This window comes from Bradyrhizobium sp. USDA 4501 (genome assembly GCF_054062115.1).
Window position 1 is genome coordinate 8,064,134 of record NZ_JBSSEX010000001.1, and the last position, 19,465, is coordinate 8,083,598.

Genomic DNA, 19,465 nt, shown 5'->3' on the forward strand with positions numbered 1-19,465 from the left:
AAAGACAGGAAGCACGCCGATGCGCTCCGGAGTGATCGCACAAAAGGTCGGGATGACGCGGGTCTTTACGGAGACCGGCGAGCATATCCCTGTGACCGTGCTGAAGTTGGGCAACTGCCAGGTGCTGGGCCACCGCACGACCGAGAAGAACGGCTATGTCGCTCTTCAGCTCGGCTCGGGCGCCCGCAAGACCGTGTACATGCCCAAGGCCGAACGTGGCCAGTTCGCGGTCTCCAAGGTCGAGCCGAAGCGCAAGGTCGCCGAGTTCCGCGTGTCCGAGGACGCGCTGATCCCGGTCGGCGCGGAAATCCAGGCGGACCATTTCGTGGTCGGCCAGTTCGTCGACGTGACCGGTACCTCGATCGGTAAGGGCTTCGCCGGCGGCATGAAGCGCTGGAATTTCGGCGGTCTGCGCGCCACCCACGGTGTGTCGATCTCGCACCGTTCGATCGGTTCGACCGGTGGCCGTCAGGACCCCGGCAAGACCTTCAAGAACAAGAAGATGCCCGGTCACATGGGCGTCGACCGCATCACCACGCTCAATCTGCGCGTGGTTTCGACCGACGTCGAGCGCGGCCTGATCCTCGTCGAAGGCGCCGTTCCCGGCTCCAAGGGCGGCTGGATCTCGGTGCGCGACGCGGTCAAGAAGCCGCTGCCGAAGGACGCCCCGAAGCCCGGCAAGTTCAAGGTTGCAGGTGGCGAAGCTGCCGAGGCTGTGGCCGAGAAGGAGGGCGTGTGAGATGGAATTGAAAGTCACGACCCTTGAAGGCAAGGACGCCGGATCCGTCGAGCTCTCGGACGCGATCTTCGGTCTCGAGCCGCGCGCCGACATCATCCAGCGCTGCGTGCAGTGGCAGCTGAACAAGCGTCAGGCCGGCACCCACAAGGCCAAGGGCCGCGCCGAGATCTGGCGCACCGGCAAGAAGATGTACAAGCAGAAGGGCACCGGCGGCGCCCGTCACGGCTCGGCCCGCGTGCCGCAGTTCCGCGGCGGTGGCCGTGCGTTCGGTCCGGTCGTTCGCTCCCATGCGACCGACCTTCCGAAGAAGGTGCGCGCGCTCGCGCTCAAGCATGCGCTCTCGGCCAAGGCCAAGGACGGCGGGCTGATCGTGATCGACAATGCGCAGCTCGAGGCCGCCAAGACCAAGGCGCTGCTCGGCCACTTCTCCGGCCTCGGACTGACCAACGCGCTGATCATCGACGGCGCCGAGCTGAACGCCGGTTTCGCGACCGCGGCCCGGAACATTCCGAACATCGACGTGCTGCCGATCCAGGGCATCAACGTCTACGACATTCTCCGCCGCCAGAAGCTGGTGCTGACCAAGGCTGCGGTTGATGCGCTGGAGGCGCGCTTCAAATGAAGAACATCGATCCGCGCCACTACGACGTCATCATCTCTCCCGTCGTGACGGAAAAGGCGACGCTCGCCTCCGAGCACAACAAGGTGATGTTCAAGGTCGCAGGCAAGGCGACCAAGCCGCAGATCAAGGAAGCGGTCGAGAAGCTGTTCGACGTCAAGGTGAAGAGCGTCAACACTCTCGTTCGCAAGGGCAAGACCAAGGTGTTCCGCGGCAATCTCGGCTCGCAGTCGGACACCAAGCGCGCGATCGTGACCCTGGAAGAGGGCCACCGCATCGACGTGACTACCGGACTATAAGGCGCAACGACGATGGCATTGAAAACCTACAATCCCACGACGCCGGGCCAGCGCCAGCTGGTCATGGTCGATCGTTCGGCGCTCTACAAGGGCAAGCCGGTGAAGACCCTGACCGAGGGCAAGCTCGGCAACGGCGGTCGCAACAACACCGGTCGCATCACCGTGCGTTTCCGCGGCGGCGGCCACAAGAAGGCCTACCGCACCGTCGACTTCCGCCGCGACAAGGTGGACATGCCGGCGGTCGTGGAGCGGCTCGAGTATGATCCGAACCGCACCGCGTTCATCGCGCTGATCAAGTATCAGGACGGTGAGCTGGCCTACATCCTGGCGCCGCAGCGCCTGGCGGCAGGCGACACCGTCGTCGCCGGCAACTATGTCGACGTCAAGCCGGGCAACGTCATGCCGCTCGGCAACATGCCGGTCGGCACGATCGTGCACAACATCGAGCTGAAGATCGGCAAGGGCGGTCAGCTGGCGCGCTCCGCCGGCACCTACGCCCAGATCGTCGGCCGCGACCAGGACTACGTGATCGTCCGCCTGAACTCGGGCGAGCAGCGTCTGGTGCACGGCCGTTGCCGCGGCACGATCGGCGCGGTCTCCAACCCGGATCACATGAACATCTCGATCGGCAAGGCCGGTCGTACCCGCTGGCTCGGCTGGCGTCCGCACAACCGCGGCGTCGTCATGAACCCGATCGATCACCCGCACGGCGGTGGTGAAGGTCGTACCTCGGGCGGTCGCCACCCGGTTACTCCGTGGGGCAAGCCGACCAAGGGCAAGAAGACCCGCACCAACAAGTCGACCAACAAATTCATTCTCCTCAGCCGCCACAAGCGGAAGAAGTAAGGAACGCCGGACATGGTTCGTTCAGTCTGGAAAGGCCCGTTCGTCGAGGGTTCTCTGCTCAAGAAGGCAGATGCCGCGCGCTCGTCCGGCCGTCACGACGTCATCAAGATCTGGAGCCGCCGCTCGACCATCCTGCCGCAGTTCGTCGGCCTGACGTTCGGCGTCTATAACGGCCACAAGCACGTGCCGGTGGCAATCAACGAGGAAATGGTGGGTCACAAGTTCGGCGAGTTCTCGCCGACCCGGACCTTCCACGGCCATTCGGGCGACAAGAAAGCCAAGAAGGCTTGAGGATTAACCGATGAGCAAACCAAAGCGCGAACGTAGCCTCGCGGACAATGAGGCCAAGGCCGTCGCCCGCATGCTGCGCGTCAGCCCGCAGAAGCTCAACCTGGTGGCGCAGCTGATCCGCGGCCGCAAGGCGTCCGCTGCGCTCGCCGACCTGCAGTTCTCGCGCAAGCGGATCGCGGTCGATGTCAAGAAGTGCCTGGAATCGGCGATCGCGAACGCCGAGAACAACCATGACCTCGAGGTAGACGATCTGGTCGTCGCCGAGGCGCATGTCGGCAATGGCATCGTGATGAAGCGTTTTGCTCCGCGCGGCCGTGGCCGTTCGGGCCGTGTGTTCAAACCGTTCTCGCACCTGACCATCGTGGTTCGTCAGGTCGAGGCCGAGGCAAGCGCCTAAGAAGGGCGCAGGAGAAGACGATGGGTCAAAAGATCAATCCAATCGGGCTGCGTCTCGGCATCAACCGGACCTGGGACTCCCGTTGGTTCGCCGGCAAGCAGGAATACGGCAAGCTGCTGCACGAGGACGTCAAGATCCGCGAGATCCTGCACAAGGAGCTCAAGCAGGCGGCCGTCGCCCGCATCGTGATCGAGCGTCCGCACAAGAAGTGCCGCGTGACGATCCATTCGGCCCGTCCGGGCGTCGTGATCGGCAAGAAGGGCGCCGACATCGACAAGCTGCGCAAGAAGGTTGCCGACATCACCTCGTCGGACGTCGTGATCAACATCGTCGAAATCCGCAAGCCTGAGCTCGACGCGACCCTGGTCGCTGAATCGATCGCCCAGCAGCTCGAGCGCCGCGTCGCGTTCCGCCGCGCCATGAAGCGCGCCGTGCAGTCGGCGATGCGTCTCGGTGCCGGTGGCATCCGCATCAACTGCTCGGGCCGTCTCGGCGGCGCCGAAATCGCGCGCATGGAGTGGTACCGCGAAGGTCGCGTGCCGCTGCACACGCTGCGCGCCGACGTCGACTACGGCGTTGCCACCGCGTTCACGACCTTCGGCACCTGCGGCGTCAAGGTCTGGATCTTCAAGGGCGAGATCCTCGAGCACGATCCGATGGCCCAGGACAAGAAGATGGCCGAAGGCGACAGCACGCCGCGTTCGCGCCGCGACGCCGCTTGAGGCAAAGCAGGAATTTGAGGGCTTAAAGCCATGATGCAACCTAAGAAAACGAAGTTCCGGAAGGCGCATAAGGGCCGTATCCACGGCGTTGCGACCTCTGGCGCGACGTTGGCGTTCGGCCAGTTCGGCCTGAAGGCGATGGAGCCTGAGCGCGTCACCGCCCGTCAGATCGAAGCCGCCCGCCGCGCGCTGACCCGTCACATGAAGCGCGCCGGCCGCGTCTGGATCCGCGTGTTCCCGGACGTGCCGGTGTCGAAGAAGCCCGCCGAAGTCCGCATGGGCTCCGGCAAGGGTGCCCCGGAATTGTGGGTGGTCCGGATCAAGCCGGGCCGCGTGATGTTCGAGATCGACGGCGTGCCGGTGCAGACCGCGAAGGAAGCGCTGTCGCTCGCCGCCGCCAAGCTGCCGATCAAGACGCGCTTCGTTGCGCGCATTGCGGAGTAATCGCCATGGCCGAGATGAAAGTTGAAGACATTCGCGCGATGAGCGACGACCAGCGGGAAGACGCGATCCTGAATTTGAAGAAGGAACGCTTCAACCTGCGTTTCCAGCGCGCCACCGGGCAGCTGGAGAACACCTCGCGGATGCGGGAAGCCCGCCGCGATATCGCTCGTATCAAGACCATCGCTGCCCAGCAGCGCGCGAAGAAGAAGTAAGGGGCCAGCTATGCCGAAACGTACTCTGCAGGGCGTGGTCGTCAGCGACAAGCAAGCCAAGACCATCGTGGTGCGCGTCGATCGCCGCTTCACCCACCCGATCTACAAGAAGACGATCCGCCGTTCCAAGAACTACCACGCGCACGACGAGAACAACCAGTTCAAGCCGGGCGACATGGTCTGGATCGAGGAATCGAAGCCGATCTCGAAGCTGAAGCGCTGGACCGTGGTCCGGGGCGAACACAAGAAAACGGCCTGATTACTTCGGCCTGGCCGAGGGAATTCAGGGAAATTTTGAGCGCGCTGAAGCGCAGAAAGAGGACGAGGTGCATCAATGATTCAGATGCAGACCAACCTCGACGTGGCCGATAATTCAGGCGCACGCCGTGTCATGTGCATCAAGGTTCTTGGAGGTTCCAAGCGCCGCTATGCCACCGTGGGCGACGTTATCGTTGTGTCGATCAAGGAAGCCATTCCGCGTGGCAAGGTGAAGAAGGGCGACGTGATGAAGGCCGTCGTGGTCCGGGTCCGCAAGGACATCCGCCGCGCCGACGGTTCGGTCATCCGCTTCGACCGCAACGCCGCCGTGCTGATCAACAATCAGTCCGAGCCGGTCGGCACCCGTATCTTCGGGCCGGTGCCGCGCGAGCTGCGCGCCAAGAACCACATGAAGATCATTTCGCTCGCGCCGGAGGTGCTGTGATGGCTGCCAAGATCCGCAAGGGCGACAAGGTGATGGTGCTCACCGGCCGCGACAAGGGTCGCACCGGCGAGGTGTTCGAGGTGCGTCCGGACGAGAACAAGGCTCTCGTTCGCGGCATCAACATGGTGAAGCGTCACCAGAAGCAGACCCAGACCCAGGAAGGCGGCATCATCTCCAAGGAGATGCCGATCGACCTTTCGAACATTGCGTATGTCGGCAAGGACGGAAAGCCGACCCGCATCGGGTTCAAGATTCAGGCCGATGGCAAGAAGGTTCGTGTTGCCAAGAGCTCGGGAGCAGAGATCGATGGCTGATACAGCTTACACGCCGCGTCTGCGCGCGGAGTATGACAAGAAGATCCGCGGCATGATGACCGAGAAGTTCGGTTATGCCAACGTGATGCAGGTGCCGCGCCTCGACAAGGTCGTGCTCAACATGGGCGTGGGCGACTCCGTCAACGATCGCAAGAAGGCCGAGACCGCCGCCGCCGAGCTGACCCAGATCGCCGGCCAGAAGGCGATCGTGACCTATTCGCGGATCGCGATCGCGACCTTCAAGCTGCGTGAGAACCAGCCGATCGGCTGCAAGGTCACGCTGCGCAAGACCCACATGTACGAGTTCATCGACCGCCTGGTGAACGTGGCGCTGCCCCGCGTCCGCGACTTCCGCGGCCTGAACCCGAAGAGCTTCGACGGCCGTGGCAACTATTCGCTCGGCATCAAGGAGCACATCATTTTCCCCGAGATCGACTTCGACAAGGTCTCGGAAGCGCGTGGCATGGACATCACGGTCTGCACCACCGCCAAGACCGACGACGAGGCGCGTGCCTTGTTGACCGCTTTCAATTTCCCGTTCCGGCAGTGAGTAGCTGAGCCAAAGCCACTCAAACGCGGATACCCAGGAGCCAAGCATGGCAAAGAAGAGTTCAGTCGAGAAGAACAACCGGCGCAAGCGGATGGCGAAGAACGCCGGCCCGCGCCGCGAGAAGCTGAAGGCGATCATCGCCGACAAGACCAAGCCGATGGAAGAGCGCTTCGCGGCGACGCTGAAGCTCGCCGAGATGCCGCGCAACTCGTCGTCGACGCGCATCCGCAACCGTTGCGAGCTGACCGGGCGTCCGCGCTCGAACTATCGCAAGAACAAGCTCTCGCGCATCGCGCTGCGTGAACTCGGCTCCAAGGGCCTGGTTCCCGGCCTCGTGAAGTCGAGCTGGTAAGGGAGGGTCGGAACAATGTCTACGCACGATCCGATCAGCGATCTCATCACCCGCATCCGCAACGCGCAGATGCGCTCCAAGTCCAAGGTCTCGAGCCCCGGCTCGAAGATGCGCGCCAACGTGCTCGAGGTGCTGAAGTCCGAGGGTTACATCCGCGGCTACGCCAGCGTCGAGCATGCCTCGGGCCGCAGCGAGCTCGAGATCGAGCTGAAGTATTTCGACGGCGAGCCCGTCATCCGCGAGATCGAGCGGGTGTCGAAGCCGGGCCGCCGCGTTTACGCCTCGGTGAAGAACCTGCCGCGCGTGAACAACGGTCTCGGCATTTCGGTGTTGTCGACGCCGAAGGGAATCATGGCTGACCACCAGGCGCGCGACGCCAACGTGGGCGGCGAAGTTCTCTTCACGGTGTTCTGAGGAAGGATTTTACGATGTCACGTATCGGCAAAAGGCCGGTGGCGATCCCGTCGGGTGTGACGGCAAGCGTCGAGGGCCAGACCGTGAAGGTGAAGGGGCCGAAGGGCCAGCTTCAGTTCGTCGTGCATGACGACGTCGAGGTGAAGTTCGAGAACGGCCAGGTCAAGGTCGCTCCGCGGGTCAAGACCAACCGCGCGCAGGCGATGTACGGCACCGCGCGCGCGCAGGTCGCCAACCTCGTCGAGGGCGTCACCAAGGGCTTCGAGAAGAAGCTCGAGATCACCGGCGTCGGCTACCGCGCCGCGATGCAGGGCAAGAACCTGCAGCTCGCGCTCGGCTACAGCCACGACGTGGTGTACGCGATCCCGGAAGGCATCACCATCGCGGTGCCGAAGCCGACCGAGATCACGATCACCGGCAACGATCCGCAGCGCGTCGGCCAGGTCGCCGCCGAGATCCGCGCCTACCGTCCGCCGGAGCCCTACAAGGGCAAGGGCGTGAAGTACGCCAACGAATTCATCTTCCGCAAGGAAGGCAAGAAGAAGTAACGGAGCCGGTCATGTCACTCAAGGTTACGAATGCCCGGCGCAAGCAGCGCGTGCGCCTTGCGCTTCGCCGCTCGGCAGGCGGCCGTCCGCGGCTGTCGGTGTTCCGCTCGTCCAAGCACATCTACGCCCAGGTCATCGACGACCAGAAGGGCGAGACGCTCGCCTCCGCCTCGTCGCTGGAGAAGACCATGCGCGACGCCGGCAAGACCGGCGCCGACATCGATGCGGCGAAGGCGGTCGGCAAGTTGCTCGCCGAGCGCGCGGCGCAGAAGGGTGTCAAGGAAGTCGTGTTCGATCGCGGCGCCTACATCTATCACGGGCGCGTCAAGGCGCTCGCGGATGCGGCGCGCGAAGGCGGATTGAGCTTCTAAACTTTACGAACGATGACGAGGAAAGAGGCGCAAGGCCTCCTAGAGATTGGAAAACACCATGGCAGGTGAACGCGAACGCGGCGGACGCGAACGGAGCAGGGAGCGCGAGGAGCGCGACAGCGAGTTCGTCGACAAGCTCGTCCACATCAATCGCGTGGCGAAAGTCGTCAAGGGCGGCAAGCGCTTCGGCTTTGCGGCGCTGGTCGTGATTGGCGACCAGAAGGGCCGGGTCGGGTTCGGCCACGGCAAGGCGCGCGAAGTTCCGGAAGCGATCCGCAAGGCGACCGAATCGGCGAAGCGCAACCTGACGCGCGTCGCGCTTCGCGAAGGCCGCACGCTGCATCACGACATCGCCGGCCGTCACGGCGCCGGCCGCGTCTACCTGCGTGCCGCTCCGGCCGGTACCGGCATCATCGCCGGCGGCCCGATGCGCGCGGTGTTCGAGACGCTCGGCATCCAGGACGTGGTGGCGAAGTCGATCGGCTCGTCGAATCCCTACAACATGGTTCGCGCGACGTTCGACGCGCTGAAGCATCAGGATTCGCCGCGCTCGGTGGCGGCACGCCGCAACATCAAGGTCTCCACCCTGCAGTCGCGCCGCGTCGGCGGCGACGCCGAAGTGGTGGCGGAATAACAACGCGCGCTTCTCGAAGCGCTATTCGGAGTTACTGTCATGGCCAAGGCCAGCAAGACCATCAAGGTCGAGCAGATCGGCAGCGCAATCCGCCGCCATCACTCGCAGCGTTCGACGCTGATCGGCCTCAAGCTCAACAAGATCGGCCGGGTTGCCGAGCTGCAGGATACCCCTGAAGTTCGCGGCATGATCAGCAAGGTTCAGCATCTCGTCCGCGTCGTCGGCGAGTAAGCAGAGATAAGGAGAAGGGCGATGAAGCTCAGCGATATCGCCGACAACGCCGGCTCGCGCAAGAAGCGCATGCGTGTCGGCCGTGGCATCGGTTCCGGCAAGGGCAAGACCTCGGGCCGCGGCGGCAAGGGCCAGACCGCGCGTTCGGGCGTCCGCATCAAGGGTTTCGAAGGCGGCCAGATGCCGATGCATCGCCGTCTGCCGAAGCGCGGCTTCAACAACATCTTCCGGCTCGACTTCGCCGAGATCAATCTCGACCGTCTGCAGGAAGCGATCGACAACAAGCTGGTCGATGCGAGCGCGACGGTGAACGCCGAATCGCTGGTCAAGGCCGGCGTGCTGCGCCGCGCCAAGGACGGCCTGCGGCTGCTCGGCCGCGGCGAGATCAAGACCAAGCTGACCATCGAGGTGCACGGCGCTTCCAAGTCGGCCATTGCCGCGGTCGAGAAGGCCGGCGGCTCGGTCAAGATCCTGGCCCCCGCCAAGGAAGAAGGCGAGGCGGCGTAACATCTGCGTCATTGCCCGCGACGCGCGGGCAATCCGCAGATCGAATGATGGACTTATCGAGGCCGAGCACCAGATAATGTCCGGTGTCTGCCGGCGCCCGGGGAATTGATCTCTTTGGGGGCGCCGGCGAATGGGGCTCCGGGAGAAAGCCGAAACATGGTCTCAGCAGCCGAACAACTTGCCGCCAACCTCAATTTCGGACAGCTGGCGAAAGCCGACGAGCTGAAGAAGCGCATCTGGTTCACCCTGGGTGCGCTGCTTGTTTATCGGCTCGGCACCTACATCCCGCTGCCCGGCATCGATCCCAACATCTGGGAGCAGGTGTTCCGCAGCCAGTCCGGCGGCATCCTCGGCATGTTCAACATGTTCGCCGGCGGCGGCATCCACCGCATGGCGATCTTCGCGCTGAATATCATGCCGTACATCTCGGCATCGATCATCGTGCAGCTGCTGACCACCGTGTCGCCGCAGCTCGAGGCGCTCAAGAAGGAAGGCGAGGCGGGCCGCAAGACGCTGAACCAGTACACCCGCTATCTGACGGTGATCTTGGCGCTGTTCCAGTCCTACGGCATCGCGATCGGCCTCGAAGGTGCCGGCAATGTCGTCAGCGACCCCGGCATGTTCTTCCGGATCTCGACCGCGATCACGCTGACCGGCGGCACCATGTTCCTGATGTGGCTCGGCGAGCAGATCACCTCGCGCGGCATCGGCAACGGTATCTCGCTGATCATCCTGGCCGGCATCGTCGCCGAGCTGCCGTCGGCGCTCGCCAACATGCTGGAACTGGGCCGCCAGGGTGCGATGTCGACCGGGCTGATCCTGATCGTCATCGTGATGGCGGTCGCCGTGATCGCCTTCATCGTGTTCATGGAGCGCGCGCAGCGCCGGCTTTTGATCCAGTACCCGAAGCGCCAGGTCGGCAACAAGATGTTCGAGGGCCAGTCCTCGCATCTGCCGCTCAAGCTCAACACCTCGGGCGTGATTCCGCCGATCTTCGCCTCGTCGCTGCTACTGCTGCCGACCACGGTGGCGAACTTCAACGCCGGCAAGGGGCCGGAATGGTTCCAGTGGATCACGACCCAGCTCAGCCACGGCCGGCCGCTGTTCCTGTTCATGTATCTCGCGCTGATCGTGTTCTTCGCGTTCTTCTACACCGCGATCGTGTTCAATCCGACCGAGACCGCGGACAATCTGAAGAAGCATGGCGGCTTCATCCCGGGCATCCGGCCCGGCGAGCGCACCGCCGAGTACATCGACTATGTGCTGTCGCGCATCACGGTGCTCGGCGCGGTCTATCTCGCGATCGTCTGCCTGATTCCTGAAATTCTGATTTCCTACGCATCGGTCCCGTTCTACTTTGGCGGCACCTCGCTGTTGATCGTCGTCAGCGTGACGATGGATACGGTGTCGCAGGTGCAGGGCTATCTGCTCGCTCATCAGTATGAGGGGTTGATCAGGAAGTCGAAGCTCAGGGGAGGCCGCCGCCGCTGATCGCGGCTCGGCTTCGAACTCAAAACACAGGTGTGCGAACGTCGCCCACCTAGCCGGGGGGCGAAACAGATATGAGATTGATCCTTTTGGGGCCGCCGGGCTCGGGCAAGGGAACCCAGGCGCAGCGGCTGGTGCACAAGCACGGCATCGTCCAGCTCTCGACCGGTGAGATGCTGCGCGCTGCGGTCGCCGCGGGCACGCCGGTCGGCCTACAGGCCAAGGAGATCATGGCCAATGGCGGCCTGGTTCCAGACGAGGTCGTGGTGGGAATCATCGCCGACCGGATCGAGGAGCCCGATGCCAAGAAGGGGTTCATTCTCGACGGCTTCCCGCGCACTGTGCCGCAGGCCGAGGCGCTCGACGATCTGCTCCGGAAAAAGCACCTCAAGCTCGACGCGGTGGTTGAGCTCCGCGTCAACGAGAGCGCGCTGCTCGCCCGCGTTGAGAAGCGTGCCGAGGAAACCCGCGCGCGCGGCGAGGAAGTCCGCCTCGACGACACGCCGGAAGTGCTGACCAAGCGCCTGGCGCAGTACCGTTCGCTGACGGAGCCGCTGATTCACTATTATTCGGAGCGGCGGAAGCTCCTGACGGTCGATGGCATGATGACCATCGAGCACGTCACCCGCGAGATCAACCGGATCCTGACCGCACTCGGCGCGCTGGAACCGAAGGATCACGAGGATCACGCCCCGAAGGCGGCTAAAAAGGCCGCCAAGGCGGCCATGAAGGCCAGCAAGAAGCCGGCCCGGAAGGCAGCTAAACCAGCCCAAAAGGCCGCCAAATCGGCCCGGAAGGCTGCCAAGGCGCCCTCCAAGGCCAAAGCGGCCAAGAAAACCGTGAAGAAAGCCGCGAAGAAGGCGGTAAAGAAGGCCGCCCGCGCCGCCAAAGCCCGCAAGGGAGCAAAGACCGCCAAAAAGGTGGCAAAAAAGCTCACGAAAAAGCGAGCTAAACGCTAGGAGCGGTTGACGAAACCGACATGAATCCTTTAATAAGCTCCGCATCCAAGTTGGATAGTTTGATGACGATGCCGGGCCCCGAAGGACATGAGGGGAGGGCGTCGTGTTCGCGTTTGTGGACACAAGCCCGAGAGAGCAAGCACTTGAGAAGCCCGTATCCGTGATGGATCGGCGACAGGAGAGAAGTCCGTGGCCCGTATTGCCGGCGTCAACATTCCCACCAACAAGCGCGTCCTGATCGCGCTTCAGTACATCCATGGCATCGGCCAGAAGAACGCGGCCGACATCATCGAGAAGGTCAAGATCCCGCTGGACCGTCGCGTCAACCAGTTGACCGACCAGGAAGTCCTGCAGATCCGCGAAGTGATCGACCGCGACTACCTGGTCGAGGGCGACCTCCGTCGCGAGGTCGGCATCAACATCAAGCGGCTGATGGACCTCGGCTGCTACCGCGGCCTGCGTCATCGCCGCGGTCTGCCGGTGCGCGGCCAGCGCACCCACACCAATGCGCGCACGCGCAAGGGGCCGGCCAAGGCGATCGCCGGCAAGAAGAAATAAGTTTTGCGAATTGCTAGTGGGGAGTAGCGAATGGAAATTCGCTACTCGCCATTTGCGTTTTGAGGTGTAGCCGCTGGCACTACGGCGGCGTCGAGATCACAGGAAAGGTTTGAAATGGGCAAGGAAGCCACCCGCGTACGCCGCCGCGAACGCAAGAACATCGCCTCCGGCATCGCGCACGTGAATTCGTCGTTCAACAACACGACCATCACCATCACCGACGCGCAGGGCAACACCATTGCCTGGTCGTCGGCCGGCACCATGGGCTTCAAGGGCTCGCGCAAGTCGACCCCCTATGCCGCGCAGGTCGCGGCCGAAGACGTCTCCAAGAAGGCGCAGGAACACGGCATGCGCACGCTGGAGGTTGAAGTGGCCGGCCCGGGTTCGGGCCGTGAGTCGGCGCTCCGTGCGCTGCAGGCTGCGGGCTTCACCGTCACCTCGATCCGCGACGTGACCACCATCCCGCACAATGGCTGCCGTCCGCGCAAGCGTCGGCGCGTTTGATCTGTAAGTCGTGGGCGGCCTCTGGCCGCCCTGCGATGATTTTTGGAATTGACCGCGCGGACTGATCCGCGATCTCCAACGCCGGGTTCGGCCATTCGATTTGGCCCTGTGACCGGCAAATGGGTGAAACAGTGACGATCCAGAAAAATTGGCAAGAACTCATTCGACCGAACAAGCTGCAGGTGACGCCGGGCTCGGACGCGAGCCGGTTCGCCACCGTGGTCGCCGAACCGCTCGAGCGTGGCTTCGGCCAGACGCTCGGCAACGCGCTGCGCCGCATCCTGTTGTCCTCGCTGCAGGGCGCGGCGGTGCAGTCGGTGCATATCGACGGCGTGTTGCACGAGTTCTCCTCGATCGCCGGTGTCCGTGAAGACGTCACCGACATCGTCCTCAACATCAAGGACATCTCGATCAAGATGCAGGGCGAAGGCCCGAAGCGCATGGTCGTGAAGAAGCAGGGCCCGGGCGCCGTCACCGCCGGCGACATCCAGACCGTCGGCGATGTCACGGTGCTCAACCCCGACCTGCAGCTCTGCACGCTGGACGACGGCGCCGAGATCCGCATGGAGTTCACGGTCACGACCGGCAAGGGCTATGTCGCCGCCGAGCGCAACCGTCCCGAGGATGCTCCGATCGGCCTGATCCCGGTCGACAGCCTGTTCTCGCCGGTCCGCAAGGTGTCCTACAAGGTCGAGAACACCCGCGAGGGCCAGATCCTCGACTACGACAAGCTGACCATGACGATCGAGACCAACGGCGCGATCACGCCGGAGGACGCGGTGGCCTACGCCGCGCGCATCCTGCAGGATCAGCTCAACGTGTTCGTCAACTTCGAAGAGCCGCGCAAGGAAGTCACGCAGGAGATCATCCCCGATCTCGCGTTCAACCCGGCGTTCCTCAAGAAGGTCGACGAGCTCGAGCTGTCGGTGCGTTCGGCAAACTGCCTGAAGAACGACAACATCGTCTACATCGGCGACCTCGTGCAGAAGTCGGAAGCGGAAATGCTCCGCACCCCGAACTTCGGCCGCAAGTCGCTGAACGAGATCAAGGAAGTGCTGGCCCAGATGGGTCTGCACCTCGGCATGGAAGTGCCGGGCTGGCCGCCGGAGAACATCGACGAGCTCGCCAAGCGCTTCGAGGATCACTACTGATCCGATTCCACCGTCGTGGCCGGAAAACTTCCGGCCACGATTTTTTACGCAGCATGATCCCGGAAAAGCGCGGAGCGGTTTTCCGGCGAGGATCATGCTCAAACGAGATAGCAAAAGCGCGCTAAGGCGCTTTTGCGGGCGAACGCAGGATGCCCACCTGCAAAACTTGTCGCTGAACCACCGCGGCAGAATTGAAGAAGGAATAAGTCAATGCGTCACGGCAAGGTTCATCGGAAGCTCAACCGCACCGCCGAGCACCGGCGTGCGATGTTCGCCAACATGGCGGCCGCGTTGATCAAGCACGAGCAGATCGTCACCACGCTGCCGAAGGCCAAGGAGCTGCGGCCGATCGTCGAGAAGCTCGTCACCCTCGGCAAGAAGGGCGGCCTCGCCCTGCGCCGCCAGGCGATTTCGGAGCTGCGCGACGTCGACCAGGTCAAGAAGCTGTTCGACACGCTGGCGACCCGCTACAAGGACCGCCAGGGCGGCTACACCCGCATCATCAAGGCCGGCTTCCGCTACGGCGACAACGCGGCGATGGCCGTGATCGAGTTCGTCGACCGCGACGTCGACGCCAAGGGCCAGGACTCCGGTCCGGCGCAGGACAAGGAAGCCGAGGCGGCGTAAGCCCCGCTTCGAGCCAGGTTTTGAAAGCGGCGCCTTCGGGCGCCGTTTTTATTTGGTGGCCACGCTCCATCCCCGTCGTCCTGGCGAAAGCCAGGACCCATTACCCCAAATCTAAATTGTTGCGCGACGCTGGGGCTCAAATCCTTCTCATAATCACCTGCGGTGGTAATGGGTCCCCTGGCTTTCGCCAGGACGACGAGGTGTGTTCTGCTTCCTCACGCATCGGTGAGATGCAATTGCGGCGCTGCATGCCGCGCCCGATATGTCCGTCGACATCAATGGAGATGACAGATGAAAATCGACCTTTCCGGAAAGACTGCGCTGGTGACCGGCTCGACCGCGGGCATTGGCAATGCCATCGCAAGGGGGCTGGCCGAGACCGGCGCCGAGGTCGTCGTCAACGGCCGCGGTCAGGCCAAGGTCGATGCCGCGATTGCCGCGATCACGAAGGCAGTACCGGACGCAAAGCTCCGCGGCATTGCCGCCGACGTCTCGACCGCGGCGGGCTGCAAGGCGCTGCTCGCGGCGCTGCCGGACGTCGACATCCTCGTCAACAATGCCGGCATCTTCGAGCCGAAGCCGTTCTTCGACATTCCCGACGAGGACTGGAGCCGCTTCTACGAGGTCAATGTGATGTCGGGCGTGCGGCTGTCGCGCGGCTACATGCAGGGCATGCTGAAGCGCAACTGGGGCCGCATCGTCTTCATCTCCTCCGAGTCCGGCCTCAACATTCCGATCGAGATGATCCATTACGGCATGACCAAGACCGCGCAGCTTGCGATCGCGCGCGGGCTCGCCGAGCTGACCAAAGGCACCGCCGTGACCGTCAACTCGGTGCTGCCCGGACCGACCATGTCCGAAGGCGTCGAGACCTTCGTCAAGGATCTCGCCAAGCAGAACGGCCAATCGGTCGAGGAGGCGGCCTCCAACTTCGTCAAGCAGCACCGGCCGACCTCGCTGCTGCAGCGCTTTGCCAGCACCGAGGAGATCGCCAATCTCGTGGTCTATGTCTGCTCCAGGCAGGCATCGGCGACCAACGGCGCCGCGTTGCGCGCCGAAGGCGGCATCGTCAACACCATCGCATGAGGCCGCATGCCGGCCTATGTGATCTCCGAGGTCGAGATGCGCGACGCCGCGGCGTTCGAGGCCTATCGGACGCTGGCGGCGAACACCATCGCACAATTTGGCGGGCGCTACGTCGTGCGCGGCGGCACGGTCGAGGTGGTGGAGGGCGGTCCACCACCGAACGCGATCGTCATCGTCGAATTTCCGACCATGGCGCGCCTGCGCGAATGGTATGCGTCACCGGAATATGCCGAAGCGTTGAAGCTTCGCGCAACCGCGCTGGAGCGACGCCTGCTGTTCGTCGAGGGCGTGCCGGCGATCTAGAGCTTTTCCCGTTCCGATGGAATCGGAACGGGGCTCTAGATTCTTGTTTTGACGCGTTTTCTTCACGCGGACCGGTATCCACTTCGCTCGAAAACGCTCTAGCTATCCCTTCGCGCCGTCCAGGAATTCGCTGAAGCCTGCGGGACGGTAGGGACCGAAGCAAACCTGCTCCAGCACGCCAATTCCGGTCTGGCCGCCCTGGCGGGCGCGGACCACCTGCTGGACGTGCACATTCTCGCGGGCCAGCGGGTCGAGCGTCGATGGATCGAACGACTCGCCGCCGATCTCGAGCTCGCCCTTCCACATGCCCTGGCCCCACTGCGGATGGCCGTAGCCGAGCCCCTTCATCTGGAATTTGAGGATCGGGTCGAGCGCGATGGTCGTGGTGTGGCCGTCGATATCGACGAGGTCGATTTCAGCCGACTGCGCGAGCCGGGTGTGCGGCACGTATTTGACGCGATGCTGCGCGGTCGCCATGCGGCGGTCGAGGCCGTCGACCACGCCGGGAATCTCGGCCTCGCATCGGTAGAGCGGCGCGGTGATGCCCTCGCGGACCAGCGCCTCGCCCTGCGTCCCGTCGAAGAAGATCGTGTGCGAGATGTGGTCGTCCCAGACCAGCGGCGCCCAGAGGAAGAACACGCTCGGCGGCGGCATCGGCGCGCCTCCGACGTCGCGTTCGCCGACATTGCGCACGCCCCAGGAGCGATCCTTGGTGCCGTAGCAGGTGCGATCGTCGACCTTGATCCCGCCGTCGGGGTGGCTGATGACGCCGCTCCAGCGGCCGAACTGGTCGAACCGGGTCGAATCCATCGCGCGGCGGTCGCCCGACCAAAGCGTCTGGCGCGCTTCCTGGATCGCGGCGGTGCGCGCGGAGAAGGTCAGGTCGCAGGCGAGGCCCGTCGCATTGTCGTCGAGCACGACCCGGGTCCGCAGCATCGGCTCGAGCACTTCGAGCCTGAACGGACCGACCTGCATCTCGGTGCGCTCGAGCGGGGCGCGCCGCGAACCGTAAAAGCAGTGCTGCCGTCCGCCGCGCTCCACGACGCTGAAGGCGCAATCGAGGATCTTGCGGTGCGGGTAGATCGCAATGCCGATCCCGAAATAATACGCGGCGTCGGCGGTGTAGCCGTTGAACCAGGTCCGGTCATAGACATTGCGGTCGCTGGTCGAGGGAACCGCGATCGGCTCCGGCGTCTGGTGGATGGGGAAGTCGTCCAGTTTGTTGAGCACGCCGATCCCTTTCGATGTCCTGACGGGTTGTATCCACTTCGCTCGAAAGCGCGTCAGTCCTGCCAGTATGAAAAGCTGTCGTGGTCCAGGGCTTGCGCGCAGGCGCCGCGGGTCATTTTCAGGAACAGCGCGTCGCCTCGCTCGGAGCGCTGGACGCTGAGCGCGGAGACGACGCCCATCATGATGCCGTGCAGCGTGTAGCGCCGGTAATCCCGCCAGCAACGATCCCAGTCATAGTCCCGCACGCCGCGCCGGATCAGTTCCGAATGATAGAACCGCACCAGGTCGGCTTCATGAAGCCGCCGTTCGATCGGGTCGATGCCGGCCGAGAGGAAATAGGCGACGTCGACGATTGCCGGGCCCACTGTCAGCGTCTGCCAGTCCAGCGTCGCCATCGGATGGGTATTGCCGCGGACGTCGAACAGCATGTTGTCGAGCCGGAAATCTGCGTGCTGGAGCGTTCGCGGCGCCGATCGATCGGACTGGTAGCGCAATAGCGCGTCCGGAAGCCGGTCGATCAGATCAAGGAATTCCGGCTCGATCACGCCGCGATATCGCTCCTTGTAGTGACCGATGATGCCGGGCAGCACCGAGCGAAGGTCTCTGCGCCGGCTTGCGGCCATCACGAAGCATTGCACCGCATCGAGGCTCGGGTCATTCCATCGCGGCGCATGCAACGCCGCGGCCTCGGTCATGGCGATCTGGCTGTCGGCGATCGAGCATCCGGCGAGCTGATCGCCCGGACGTGCGGGCGCGAGGTCCTCCAGGATCAGGGTGAAGTCGTCGGTCGCCGGATCGATTTCGGCAAGAATCGGCCGCGGGGTGTGAATGGCGACGGTCGCCGCCAGTTCGCGATAGAACGCGACCTCGCGGACGTAAAGCGTGTGCGCGGAACCGGAGCGGCGGCTGTCGGGATCTGCGGCCGGGAATTTGCCGACGACGCTCAAAGGAGCGTTCGGCTCGTCGCCGTCATAGGTCAGACGAAATCGATAGCTGTCGCCGACGAGGCCATTGCCGACCGGCTTGCAGGCGAGATCGACGACCCTGACCTGGTCGATCACACCGGCTTCGCGCAGCGCCCGCGTCATCCACTCCGGATCGATCCGCGACGGATCGGCCGTGAGCAAACTCATCGGTTTCCTCCCATGCCCGTGGGCGTCACCACCGCTCCGGCCGCGTCCTGCGCGGCCGGATTGAGGACGGGGTGATCGTTGCGCAAATCATACAGGCGCTGGCGGCTTTGGCAAAAACCACCCGCCGGCCTGTGGGGATATCATGCCCGGGATGTTGCCCGGGCATGAGGAAGCGGACGTGAGGAGCCTTACCAGCCCTCGAGCACGATCTTGCCGCGTGACTTGCCGCTTTCCAGCAGAGCGTGGGCGCGCTTGAGGTTGGCGGCGTTGATGGTACCGAAGGTCTGGTCGAGCGTGCTGCGCAGCACGCCCTTGTCGATCAGGTCGGCGACATCGTTGAGCAGATGGTGCTGCGCGATCATGTCGGGTGTCTGGAACGAGGAGCGCGTGAACATCGATTCCCAGTGCACCGAGACCGCCTTGCCCTTGAACGCGGCGACGTTGAATTCCGGCGGATCGTCGATCAGGCCGAACTTGCCCTGCGGCGCGATGAAGTCGGCGATCGACTTGTAGTGCTGGTCGGTGAAGGTGAGGCTGGCGACGAGGCCGACCGGCGGCAGCCTCAAGCTCTCGATCTGCTCCTTCATCGGCTGCGAGTGGTCGATCACCGCATGGGCGCCGAGATCGCGGCACCACTTTTGCGACTCCGGCCGCGTTGCGGTCGCAACCACGGTCAGTCCGGTGAGGCGGCGCGCAAGCTGGATCAGGATCGAGCCGACACCGCCGGCGCCGCCGATGATCAGAAGCGTGCGCGGATCGAGGCTCTTGCCCGGCACCGCGCCGAGCCGGTCGAACAGCAGCTCCCACGCGGTGATCGAGGTCAGGGGCAGGGCGGCGGCCTGCGCGAAGGACAGCGACGCCGGCTTGTTGCCGACGATGCGTTCATCGACCAGATGAAATTCCGAATTGGTGCCCTGGCGCAGGATCGAGCCCGCGTAAAACACCTCGTCGCCGGGCTTGAAGAGCGAGACGTCGGGCCCGACCGCGTCGACCACGCCGGCCGCGTCGAAGCCGAGGATCTTGTATCCGCCGTCGGTCGGCGCCGCGCGCTTGCGCACCTTGTAGTCGACCGGATTGGCCGAGATGGCCTTCACCGCGACGCGGATGTCGCGCCCCTTCGGCTCGGGCTTGGCGATCTCGAAATCGACGAGCGAATCCGCCGCCTCGATCGGCAGCGATTTTTGGTATCCGACGGCCTTCATGCCTGGTCTCCGTGGTGGGCGATTGCCTGCC

The 19,465-nt window shown here is 64.0% G+C and carries 31 protein-coding genes; 28 read left to right on the top strand and 3 right to left on the bottom strand.

What is annotated here, in order from left to right:
- Window positions 1–19 precede the first annotated feature (19 nt).
- The 28 genes from rplC (at window position 20) to ACVWZM_RS37460 (ending at window position 15,869) form a co-directional block, all read left to right on the top strand.
- Window positions 20–739 (top strand): 50S ribosomal protein L3, encoded by a 720-nt coding sequence (gene rplC, locus ACVWZM_RS37325; protein WP_057019547.1) that lies wholly within the window; start codon window positions 20–22, stop codon window positions 737–739.
- 1 nt (window position 740) lies between these two features.
- The gene (rplD, locus tag ACVWZM_RS37330) at window positions 741–1,361 is read left to right on the top strand and encodes a 50S ribosomal protein L4 (protein ID WP_016843745.1); all 621 of its coding nucleotides are present in this window, start codon (window positions 741–743) and stop codon (window positions 1,359–1,361) included.
- Window positions 1,358–1,657, top strand: coding sequence for a 50S ribosomal protein L23 (locus tag ACVWZM_RS37335; protein ID WP_028339313.1), 300 nt, complete (start codon window positions 1,358–1,360; stop codon window positions 1,655–1,657). The genes rplD and ACVWZM_RS37335 overlap by 4 nt, the downstream gene beginning before the upstream one ends.
- Before the next feature lie 12 nt (window positions 1,658–1,669).
- Complete coding sequence (gene rplB / locus ACVWZM_RS37340) at window positions 1,670–2,503, top strand: 50S ribosomal protein L2 (RefSeq protein ID WP_021081655.1); 834 nt, start codon at window positions 1,670–1,672, stop codon at window positions 2,501–2,503.
- Between the two features lie 12 nt (window positions 2,504–2,515).
- Window positions 2,516–2,794, top strand: a complete 279-nt coding sequence (gene rpsS, locus ACVWZM_RS37345; RefSeq protein WP_028335459.1) for a 30S ribosomal protein S19 — start codon at window positions 2,516–2,518, stop codon at window positions 2,792–2,794.
- Window positions 2,795–2,804: 10 nt separating this feature from the next.
- The gene (gene rplV, locus ACVWZM_RS37350) at window positions 2,805–3,191 is read left to right on the top strand and encodes a 50S ribosomal protein L22 (RefSeq protein WP_016843750.1); all 387 of its coding nucleotides are present in this window, start codon (window positions 2,805–2,807) and stop codon (window positions 3,189–3,191) included.
- 20 nt (window positions 3,192–3,211) lie between these two features.
- On the top strand, window positions 3,212–3,913 hold the full coding sequence (rpsC, locus tag ACVWZM_RS37355) for a 30S ribosomal protein S3 (protein ID WP_016843751.1): 702 nt from the start codon (window positions 3,212–3,214) through the stop codon (window positions 3,911–3,913).
- A gap of 30 nt (window positions 3,914–3,943) precedes the next feature.
- On the top strand, window positions 3,944–4,357 hold the full coding sequence (gene rplP, locus ACVWZM_RS37360; RefSeq protein WP_016843752.1) for a 50S ribosomal protein L16: 414 nt from the start codon (window positions 3,944–3,946) through the stop codon (window positions 4,355–4,357).
- A 5-nt stretch (window positions 4,358–4,362) separates the two neighbouring features.
- Window positions 4,363–4,569 carry a 50S ribosomal protein L29 gene (gene rpmC, locus ACVWZM_RS37365; RefSeq protein ID WP_016843753.1) on the top strand — a complete coding sequence of 69 codons (207 nt, stop codon included), beginning with the start codon at window positions 4,363–4,365 and terminating at the stop codon, window positions 4,567–4,569.
- Window positions 4,570–4,579: 10 nt separating this feature from the next.
- Complete coding sequence (gene rpsQ / locus ACVWZM_RS37370; RefSeq protein WP_016843754.1) at window positions 4,580–4,828, top strand: 30S ribosomal protein S17; 249 nt, start codon at window positions 4,580–4,582, stop codon at window positions 4,826–4,828.
- A gap of 75 nt (window positions 4,829–4,903) precedes the next feature.
- Window positions 4,904–5,272 (top strand): 50S ribosomal protein L14, encoded by a 369-nt coding sequence (rplN, locus tag ACVWZM_RS37375; RefSeq protein WP_011473865.1) that lies wholly within the window; start codon window positions 4,904–4,906, stop codon window positions 5,270–5,272.
- On the top strand, window positions 5,272–5,586 hold the full coding sequence (gene rplX / locus ACVWZM_RS37380; RefSeq protein ID WP_016843755.1) for a 50S ribosomal protein L24: 315 nt from the start codon (window positions 5,272–5,274) through the stop codon (window positions 5,584–5,586). Before rplN ends, rplX begins: the two co-directional genes overlap by 1 nt.
- The gene (rplE, locus tag ACVWZM_RS37385; protein ID WP_016843756.1) at window positions 5,579–6,136 is read left to right on the top strand and encodes a 50S ribosomal protein L5; all 558 of its coding nucleotides are present in this window, start codon (window positions 5,579–5,581) and stop codon (window positions 6,134–6,136) included. Before rplX ends, rplE begins: the two co-directional genes overlap by 8 nt.
- Before the next feature lie 46 nt (window positions 6,137–6,182).
- Window positions 6,183–6,488: a 30S ribosomal protein S14 gene (rpsN, locus tag ACVWZM_RS37390; RefSeq protein ID WP_456855848.1), complete on the top strand. Its 306-nt coding sequence runs from the start codon at window positions 6,183–6,185 to the stop codon at window positions 6,486–6,488.
- A 15-nt stretch (window positions 6,489–6,503) separates the two neighbouring features.
- The gene (gene rpsH / locus ACVWZM_RS37395; protein ID WP_018272133.1) at window positions 6,504–6,902 is read left to right on the top strand and encodes a 30S ribosomal protein S8; all 399 of its coding nucleotides are present in this window, start codon (window positions 6,504–6,506) and stop codon (window positions 6,900–6,902) included.
- A 14-nt stretch (window positions 6,903–6,916) separates the two neighbouring features.
- Entirely contained in the window at window positions 6,917–7,450 is a 534-nt protein-coding gene (rplF, locus tag ACVWZM_RS37400; RefSeq protein WP_092114986.1) for a 50S ribosomal protein L6, read from the top strand.
- Between the two features lie 11 nt (window positions 7,451–7,461).
- On the top strand, window positions 7,462–7,821 hold the full coding sequence (rplR, locus tag ACVWZM_RS37405) for a 50S ribosomal protein L18 (RefSeq protein ID WP_016843760.1): 360 nt from the start codon (window positions 7,462–7,464) through the stop codon (window positions 7,819–7,821).
- A 58-nt stretch (window positions 7,822–7,879) separates the two neighbouring features.
- A complete protein-coding gene (rpsE, locus tag ACVWZM_RS37410; RefSeq protein WP_016843761.1) occupies window positions 7,880–8,455 on the top strand; it encodes a 30S ribosomal protein S5 in 576 nt (191 codons plus the stop codon).
- Between the two features lie 39 nt (window positions 8,456–8,494).
- Window positions 8,495–8,686, top strand: coding sequence for a 50S ribosomal protein L30 (gene rpmD / locus ACVWZM_RS37415; protein WP_028335461.1), 192 nt, complete (start codon window positions 8,495–8,497; stop codon window positions 8,684–8,686).
- Between the two features lie 21 nt (window positions 8,687–8,707).
- Window positions 8,708–9,193 carry a 50S ribosomal protein L15 gene (rplO, locus tag ACVWZM_RS37420; protein ID WP_092082428.1) on the top strand — a complete coding sequence of 162 codons (486 nt, stop codon included), beginning with the start codon at window positions 8,708–8,710 and terminating at the stop codon, window positions 9,191–9,193.
- Between the two features lie 156 nt (window positions 9,194–9,349).
- Window positions 9,350–10,684, top strand: a complete 1,335-nt coding sequence (secY, locus tag ACVWZM_RS37425) for a preprotein translocase subunit SecY (protein ID WP_016843764.1) — start codon at window positions 9,350–9,352, stop codon at window positions 10,682–10,684.
- A gap of 71 nt (window positions 10,685–10,755) precedes the next feature.
- On the top strand, window positions 10,756–11,640 hold the full coding sequence (locus ACVWZM_RS37430) for an adenylate kinase (RefSeq protein ID WP_141342190.1): 885 nt from the start codon (window positions 10,756–10,758) through the stop codon (window positions 11,638–11,640).
- Between the two features lie 189 nt (window positions 11,641–11,829).
- On the top strand, window positions 11,830–12,198 hold the full coding sequence (gene rpsM / locus ACVWZM_RS37435) for a 30S ribosomal protein S13 (RefSeq protein ID WP_057019544.1): 369 nt from the start codon (window positions 11,830–11,832) through the stop codon (window positions 12,196–12,198).
- 114 nt (window positions 12,199–12,312) lie between these two features.
- The gene (gene rpsK, locus ACVWZM_RS37440; RefSeq protein WP_006021048.1) at window positions 12,313–12,702 is read left to right on the top strand and encodes a 30S ribosomal protein S11; all 390 of its coding nucleotides are present in this window, start codon (window positions 12,313–12,315) and stop codon (window positions 12,700–12,702) included.
- Window positions 12,703–12,821: 119 nt separating this feature from the next.
- Window positions 12,822–13,853, top strand: coding sequence for a DNA-directed RNA polymerase subunit alpha (locus tag ACVWZM_RS37445; protein WP_035631062.1), 1,032 nt, complete (start codon window positions 12,822–12,824; stop codon window positions 13,851–13,853).
- Window positions 13,854–14,063: 210 nt separating this feature from the next.
- Window positions 14,064–14,480: a 50S ribosomal protein L17 gene (gene rplQ / locus ACVWZM_RS37450; protein ID WP_016843769.1), complete on the top strand. Its 417-nt coding sequence runs from the start codon at window positions 14,064–14,066 to the stop codon at window positions 14,478–14,480.
- A 291-nt stretch (window positions 14,481–14,771) separates the two neighbouring features.
- Entirely contained in the window at window positions 14,772–15,566 is a 795-nt protein-coding gene (locus ACVWZM_RS37455; RefSeq protein ID WP_253639632.1) for an SDR family NAD(P)-dependent oxidoreductase, read from the top strand.
- A gap of 6 nt (window positions 15,567–15,572) precedes the next feature.
- Window positions 15,573–15,869 carry a DUF1330 domain-containing protein gene (locus ACVWZM_RS37460; protein ID WP_253639633.1) on the top strand — a complete coding sequence of 99 codons (297 nt, stop codon included), beginning with the start codon at window positions 15,573–15,575 and terminating at the stop codon, window positions 15,867–15,869.
- Between the two features lie 102 nt (window positions 15,870–15,971).
- On the opposite strand, the gene ACVWZM_RS37465 is transcribed toward ACVWZM_RS37460, so the two are convergent.
- From ACVWZM_RS37465 to ACVWZM_RS37475, 3 genes are all read right to left on the bottom strand, one after another.
- Entirely contained in the window at window positions 15,972–17,099 is a 1,128-nt protein-coding gene (locus ACVWZM_RS37465) for a hypothetical protein (RefSeq protein WP_456855849.1), read from the bottom strand.
- A gap of 53 nt (window positions 17,100–17,152) precedes the next feature.
- Entirely contained in the window at window positions 17,153–18,232 is a 1,080-nt protein-coding gene (locus ACVWZM_RS37470; RefSeq protein ID WP_076831366.1) for a phosphotransferase, read from the bottom strand.
- Between the two features lie 188 nt (window positions 18,233–18,420).
- Window positions 18,421–19,434: a zinc-binding alcohol dehydrogenase family protein gene (locus ACVWZM_RS37475; RefSeq protein ID WP_141343264.1), complete on the bottom strand. Its 1,014-nt coding sequence runs from the start codon at window positions 19,432–19,434 to the stop codon at window positions 18,421–18,423.
- Between the last annotated feature and the right edge of the window lie 31 nt (window positions 19,435–19,465).

What these genes read in the sequence shown, in the direction of transcription:
- rplV (WP_016843750.1), top strand. Translation starts at nt 2,805, where the DNA reads ATGAGCAAACCAAAGCGCGAACGTAGCCTCGCGGACAATGAGGCCAAG.
- rplD (WP_016843745.1), top strand. Translation starts at nt 741, where the DNA reads ATGGAATTGAAAGTCACGACCCTTGAAGGCAAGGACGCCGGATCCGTC.
- ACVWZM_RS37470 (WP_076831366.1), bottom strand. Translation starts at nt 18,232, where the DNA reads ATGAGTTTGCTCACGGCCGATCCGTCGCGGATCGATCCGGAGTGGATG.
- ACVWZM_RS37475 (WP_141343264.1), bottom strand. Translation starts at nt 19,434, where the DNA reads ATGAAGGCCGTCGGATACCAAAAATCGCTGCCGATCGAGGCGGCGGAT.
- rpsC (WP_016843751.1), top strand. Translation starts at nt 3,212, where the DNA reads ATGGGTCAAAAGATCAATCCAATCGGGCTGCGTCTCGGCATCAACCGG.
- rplF (WP_092114986.1), top strand. Translation starts at nt 6,917, where the DNA reads ATGTCACGTATCGGCAAAAGGCCGGTGGCGATCCCGTCGGGTGTGACG.
- rpmD (WP_028335461.1), top strand. Translation starts at nt 8,495, where the DNA reads ATGGCCAAGGCCAGCAAGACCATCAAGGTCGAGCAGATCGGCAGCGCA.
- secY (WP_016843764.1), top strand. Translation starts at nt 9,350, where the DNA reads ATGGTCTCAGCAGCCGAACAACTTGCCGCCAACCTCAATTTCGGACAG.
- rplN (WP_011473865.1), top strand. Translation starts at nt 4,904, where the DNA reads ATGATTCAGATGCAGACCAACCTCGACGTGGCCGATAATTCAGGCGCA.
- rpsQ (WP_016843754.1), top strand. Translation starts at nt 4,580, where the DNA reads ATGCCGAAACGTACTCTGCAGGGCGTGGTCGTCAGCGACAAGCAAGCC.
- ACVWZM_RS37335 (WP_028339313.1), top strand. Translation starts at nt 1,358, where the DNA reads ATGAAGAACATCGATCCGCGCCACTACGACGTCATCATCTCTCCCGTC.
- ACVWZM_RS37455 (WP_253639632.1), top strand. Translation starts at nt 14,772, where the DNA reads ATGAAAATCGACCTTTCCGGAAAGACTGCGCTGGTGACCGGCTCGACC.
- rpsK (WP_006021048.1), top strand. Translation starts at nt 12,313, where the DNA reads ATGGGCAAGGAAGCCACCCGCGTACGCCGCCGCGAACGCAAGAACATC.
- rplQ (WP_016843769.1), top strand. Translation starts at nt 14,064, where the DNA reads ATGCGTCACGGCAAGGTTCATCGGAAGCTCAACCGCACCGCCGAGCAC.
- rpsE (WP_016843761.1), top strand. Translation starts at nt 7,880, where the DNA reads ATGGCAGGTGAACGCGAACGCGGCGGACGCGAACGGAGCAGGGAGCGC.
- rplE (WP_016843756.1), top strand. Translation starts at nt 5,579, where the DNA reads ATGGCTGATACAGCTTACACGCCGCGTCTGCGCGCGGAGTATGACAAG.
- rplO (WP_092082428.1), top strand. Translation starts at nt 8,708, where the DNA reads ATGAAGCTCAGCGATATCGCCGACAACGCCGGCTCGCGCAAGAAGCGC.
- rplB (WP_021081655.1), top strand. Translation starts at nt 1,670, where the DNA reads ATGGCATTGAAAACCTACAATCCCACGACGCCGGGCCAGCGCCAGCTG.
- ACVWZM_RS37430 (WP_141342190.1), top strand. Translation starts at nt 10,756, where the DNA reads ATGAGATTGATCCTTTTGGGGCCGCCGGGCTCGGGCAAGGGAACCCAG.
- rpsN (WP_456855848.1), top strand. Translation starts at nt 6,183, where the DNA reads ATGGCAAAGAAGAGTTCAGTCGAGAAGAACAACCGGCGCAAGCGGATG.
- rpsS (WP_028335459.1), top strand. Translation starts at nt 2,516, where the DNA reads ATGGTTCGTTCAGTCTGGAAAGGCCCGTTCGTCGAGGGTTCTCTGCTC.
- rpmC (WP_016843753.1), top strand. Translation starts at nt 4,363, where the DNA reads ATGGCCGAGATGAAAGTTGAAGACATTCGCGCGATGAGCGACGACCAG.
- rplR (WP_016843760.1), top strand. Translation starts at nt 7,462, where the DNA reads ATGTCACTCAAGGTTACGAATGCCCGGCGCAAGCAGCGCGTGCGCCTT.
- rplX (WP_016843755.1), top strand. Translation starts at nt 5,272, where the DNA reads ATGGCTGCCAAGATCCGCAAGGGCGACAAGGTGATGGTGCTCACCGGC.
- rpsH (WP_018272133.1), top strand. Translation starts at nt 6,504, where the DNA reads ATGTCTACGCACGATCCGATCAGCGATCTCATCACCCGCATCCGCAAC.
- ACVWZM_RS37460 (WP_253639633.1), top strand. Translation starts at nt 15,573, where the DNA reads ATGCCGGCCTATGTGATCTCCGAGGTCGAGATGCGCGACGCCGCGGCG.
- rplC (WP_057019547.1), top strand. Translation starts at nt 20, where the DNA reads ATGCGCTCCGGAGTGATCGCACAAAAGGTCGGGATGACGCGGGTCTTT.
- ACVWZM_RS37445 (WP_035631062.1), top strand. Translation starts at nt 12,822, where the DNA reads ATGGGTGAAACAGTGACGATCCAGAAAAATTGGCAAGAACTCATTCGA.
- rplP (WP_016843752.1), top strand. Translation starts at nt 3,944, where the DNA reads ATGATGCAACCTAAGAAAACGAAGTTCCGGAAGGCGCATAAGGGCCGT.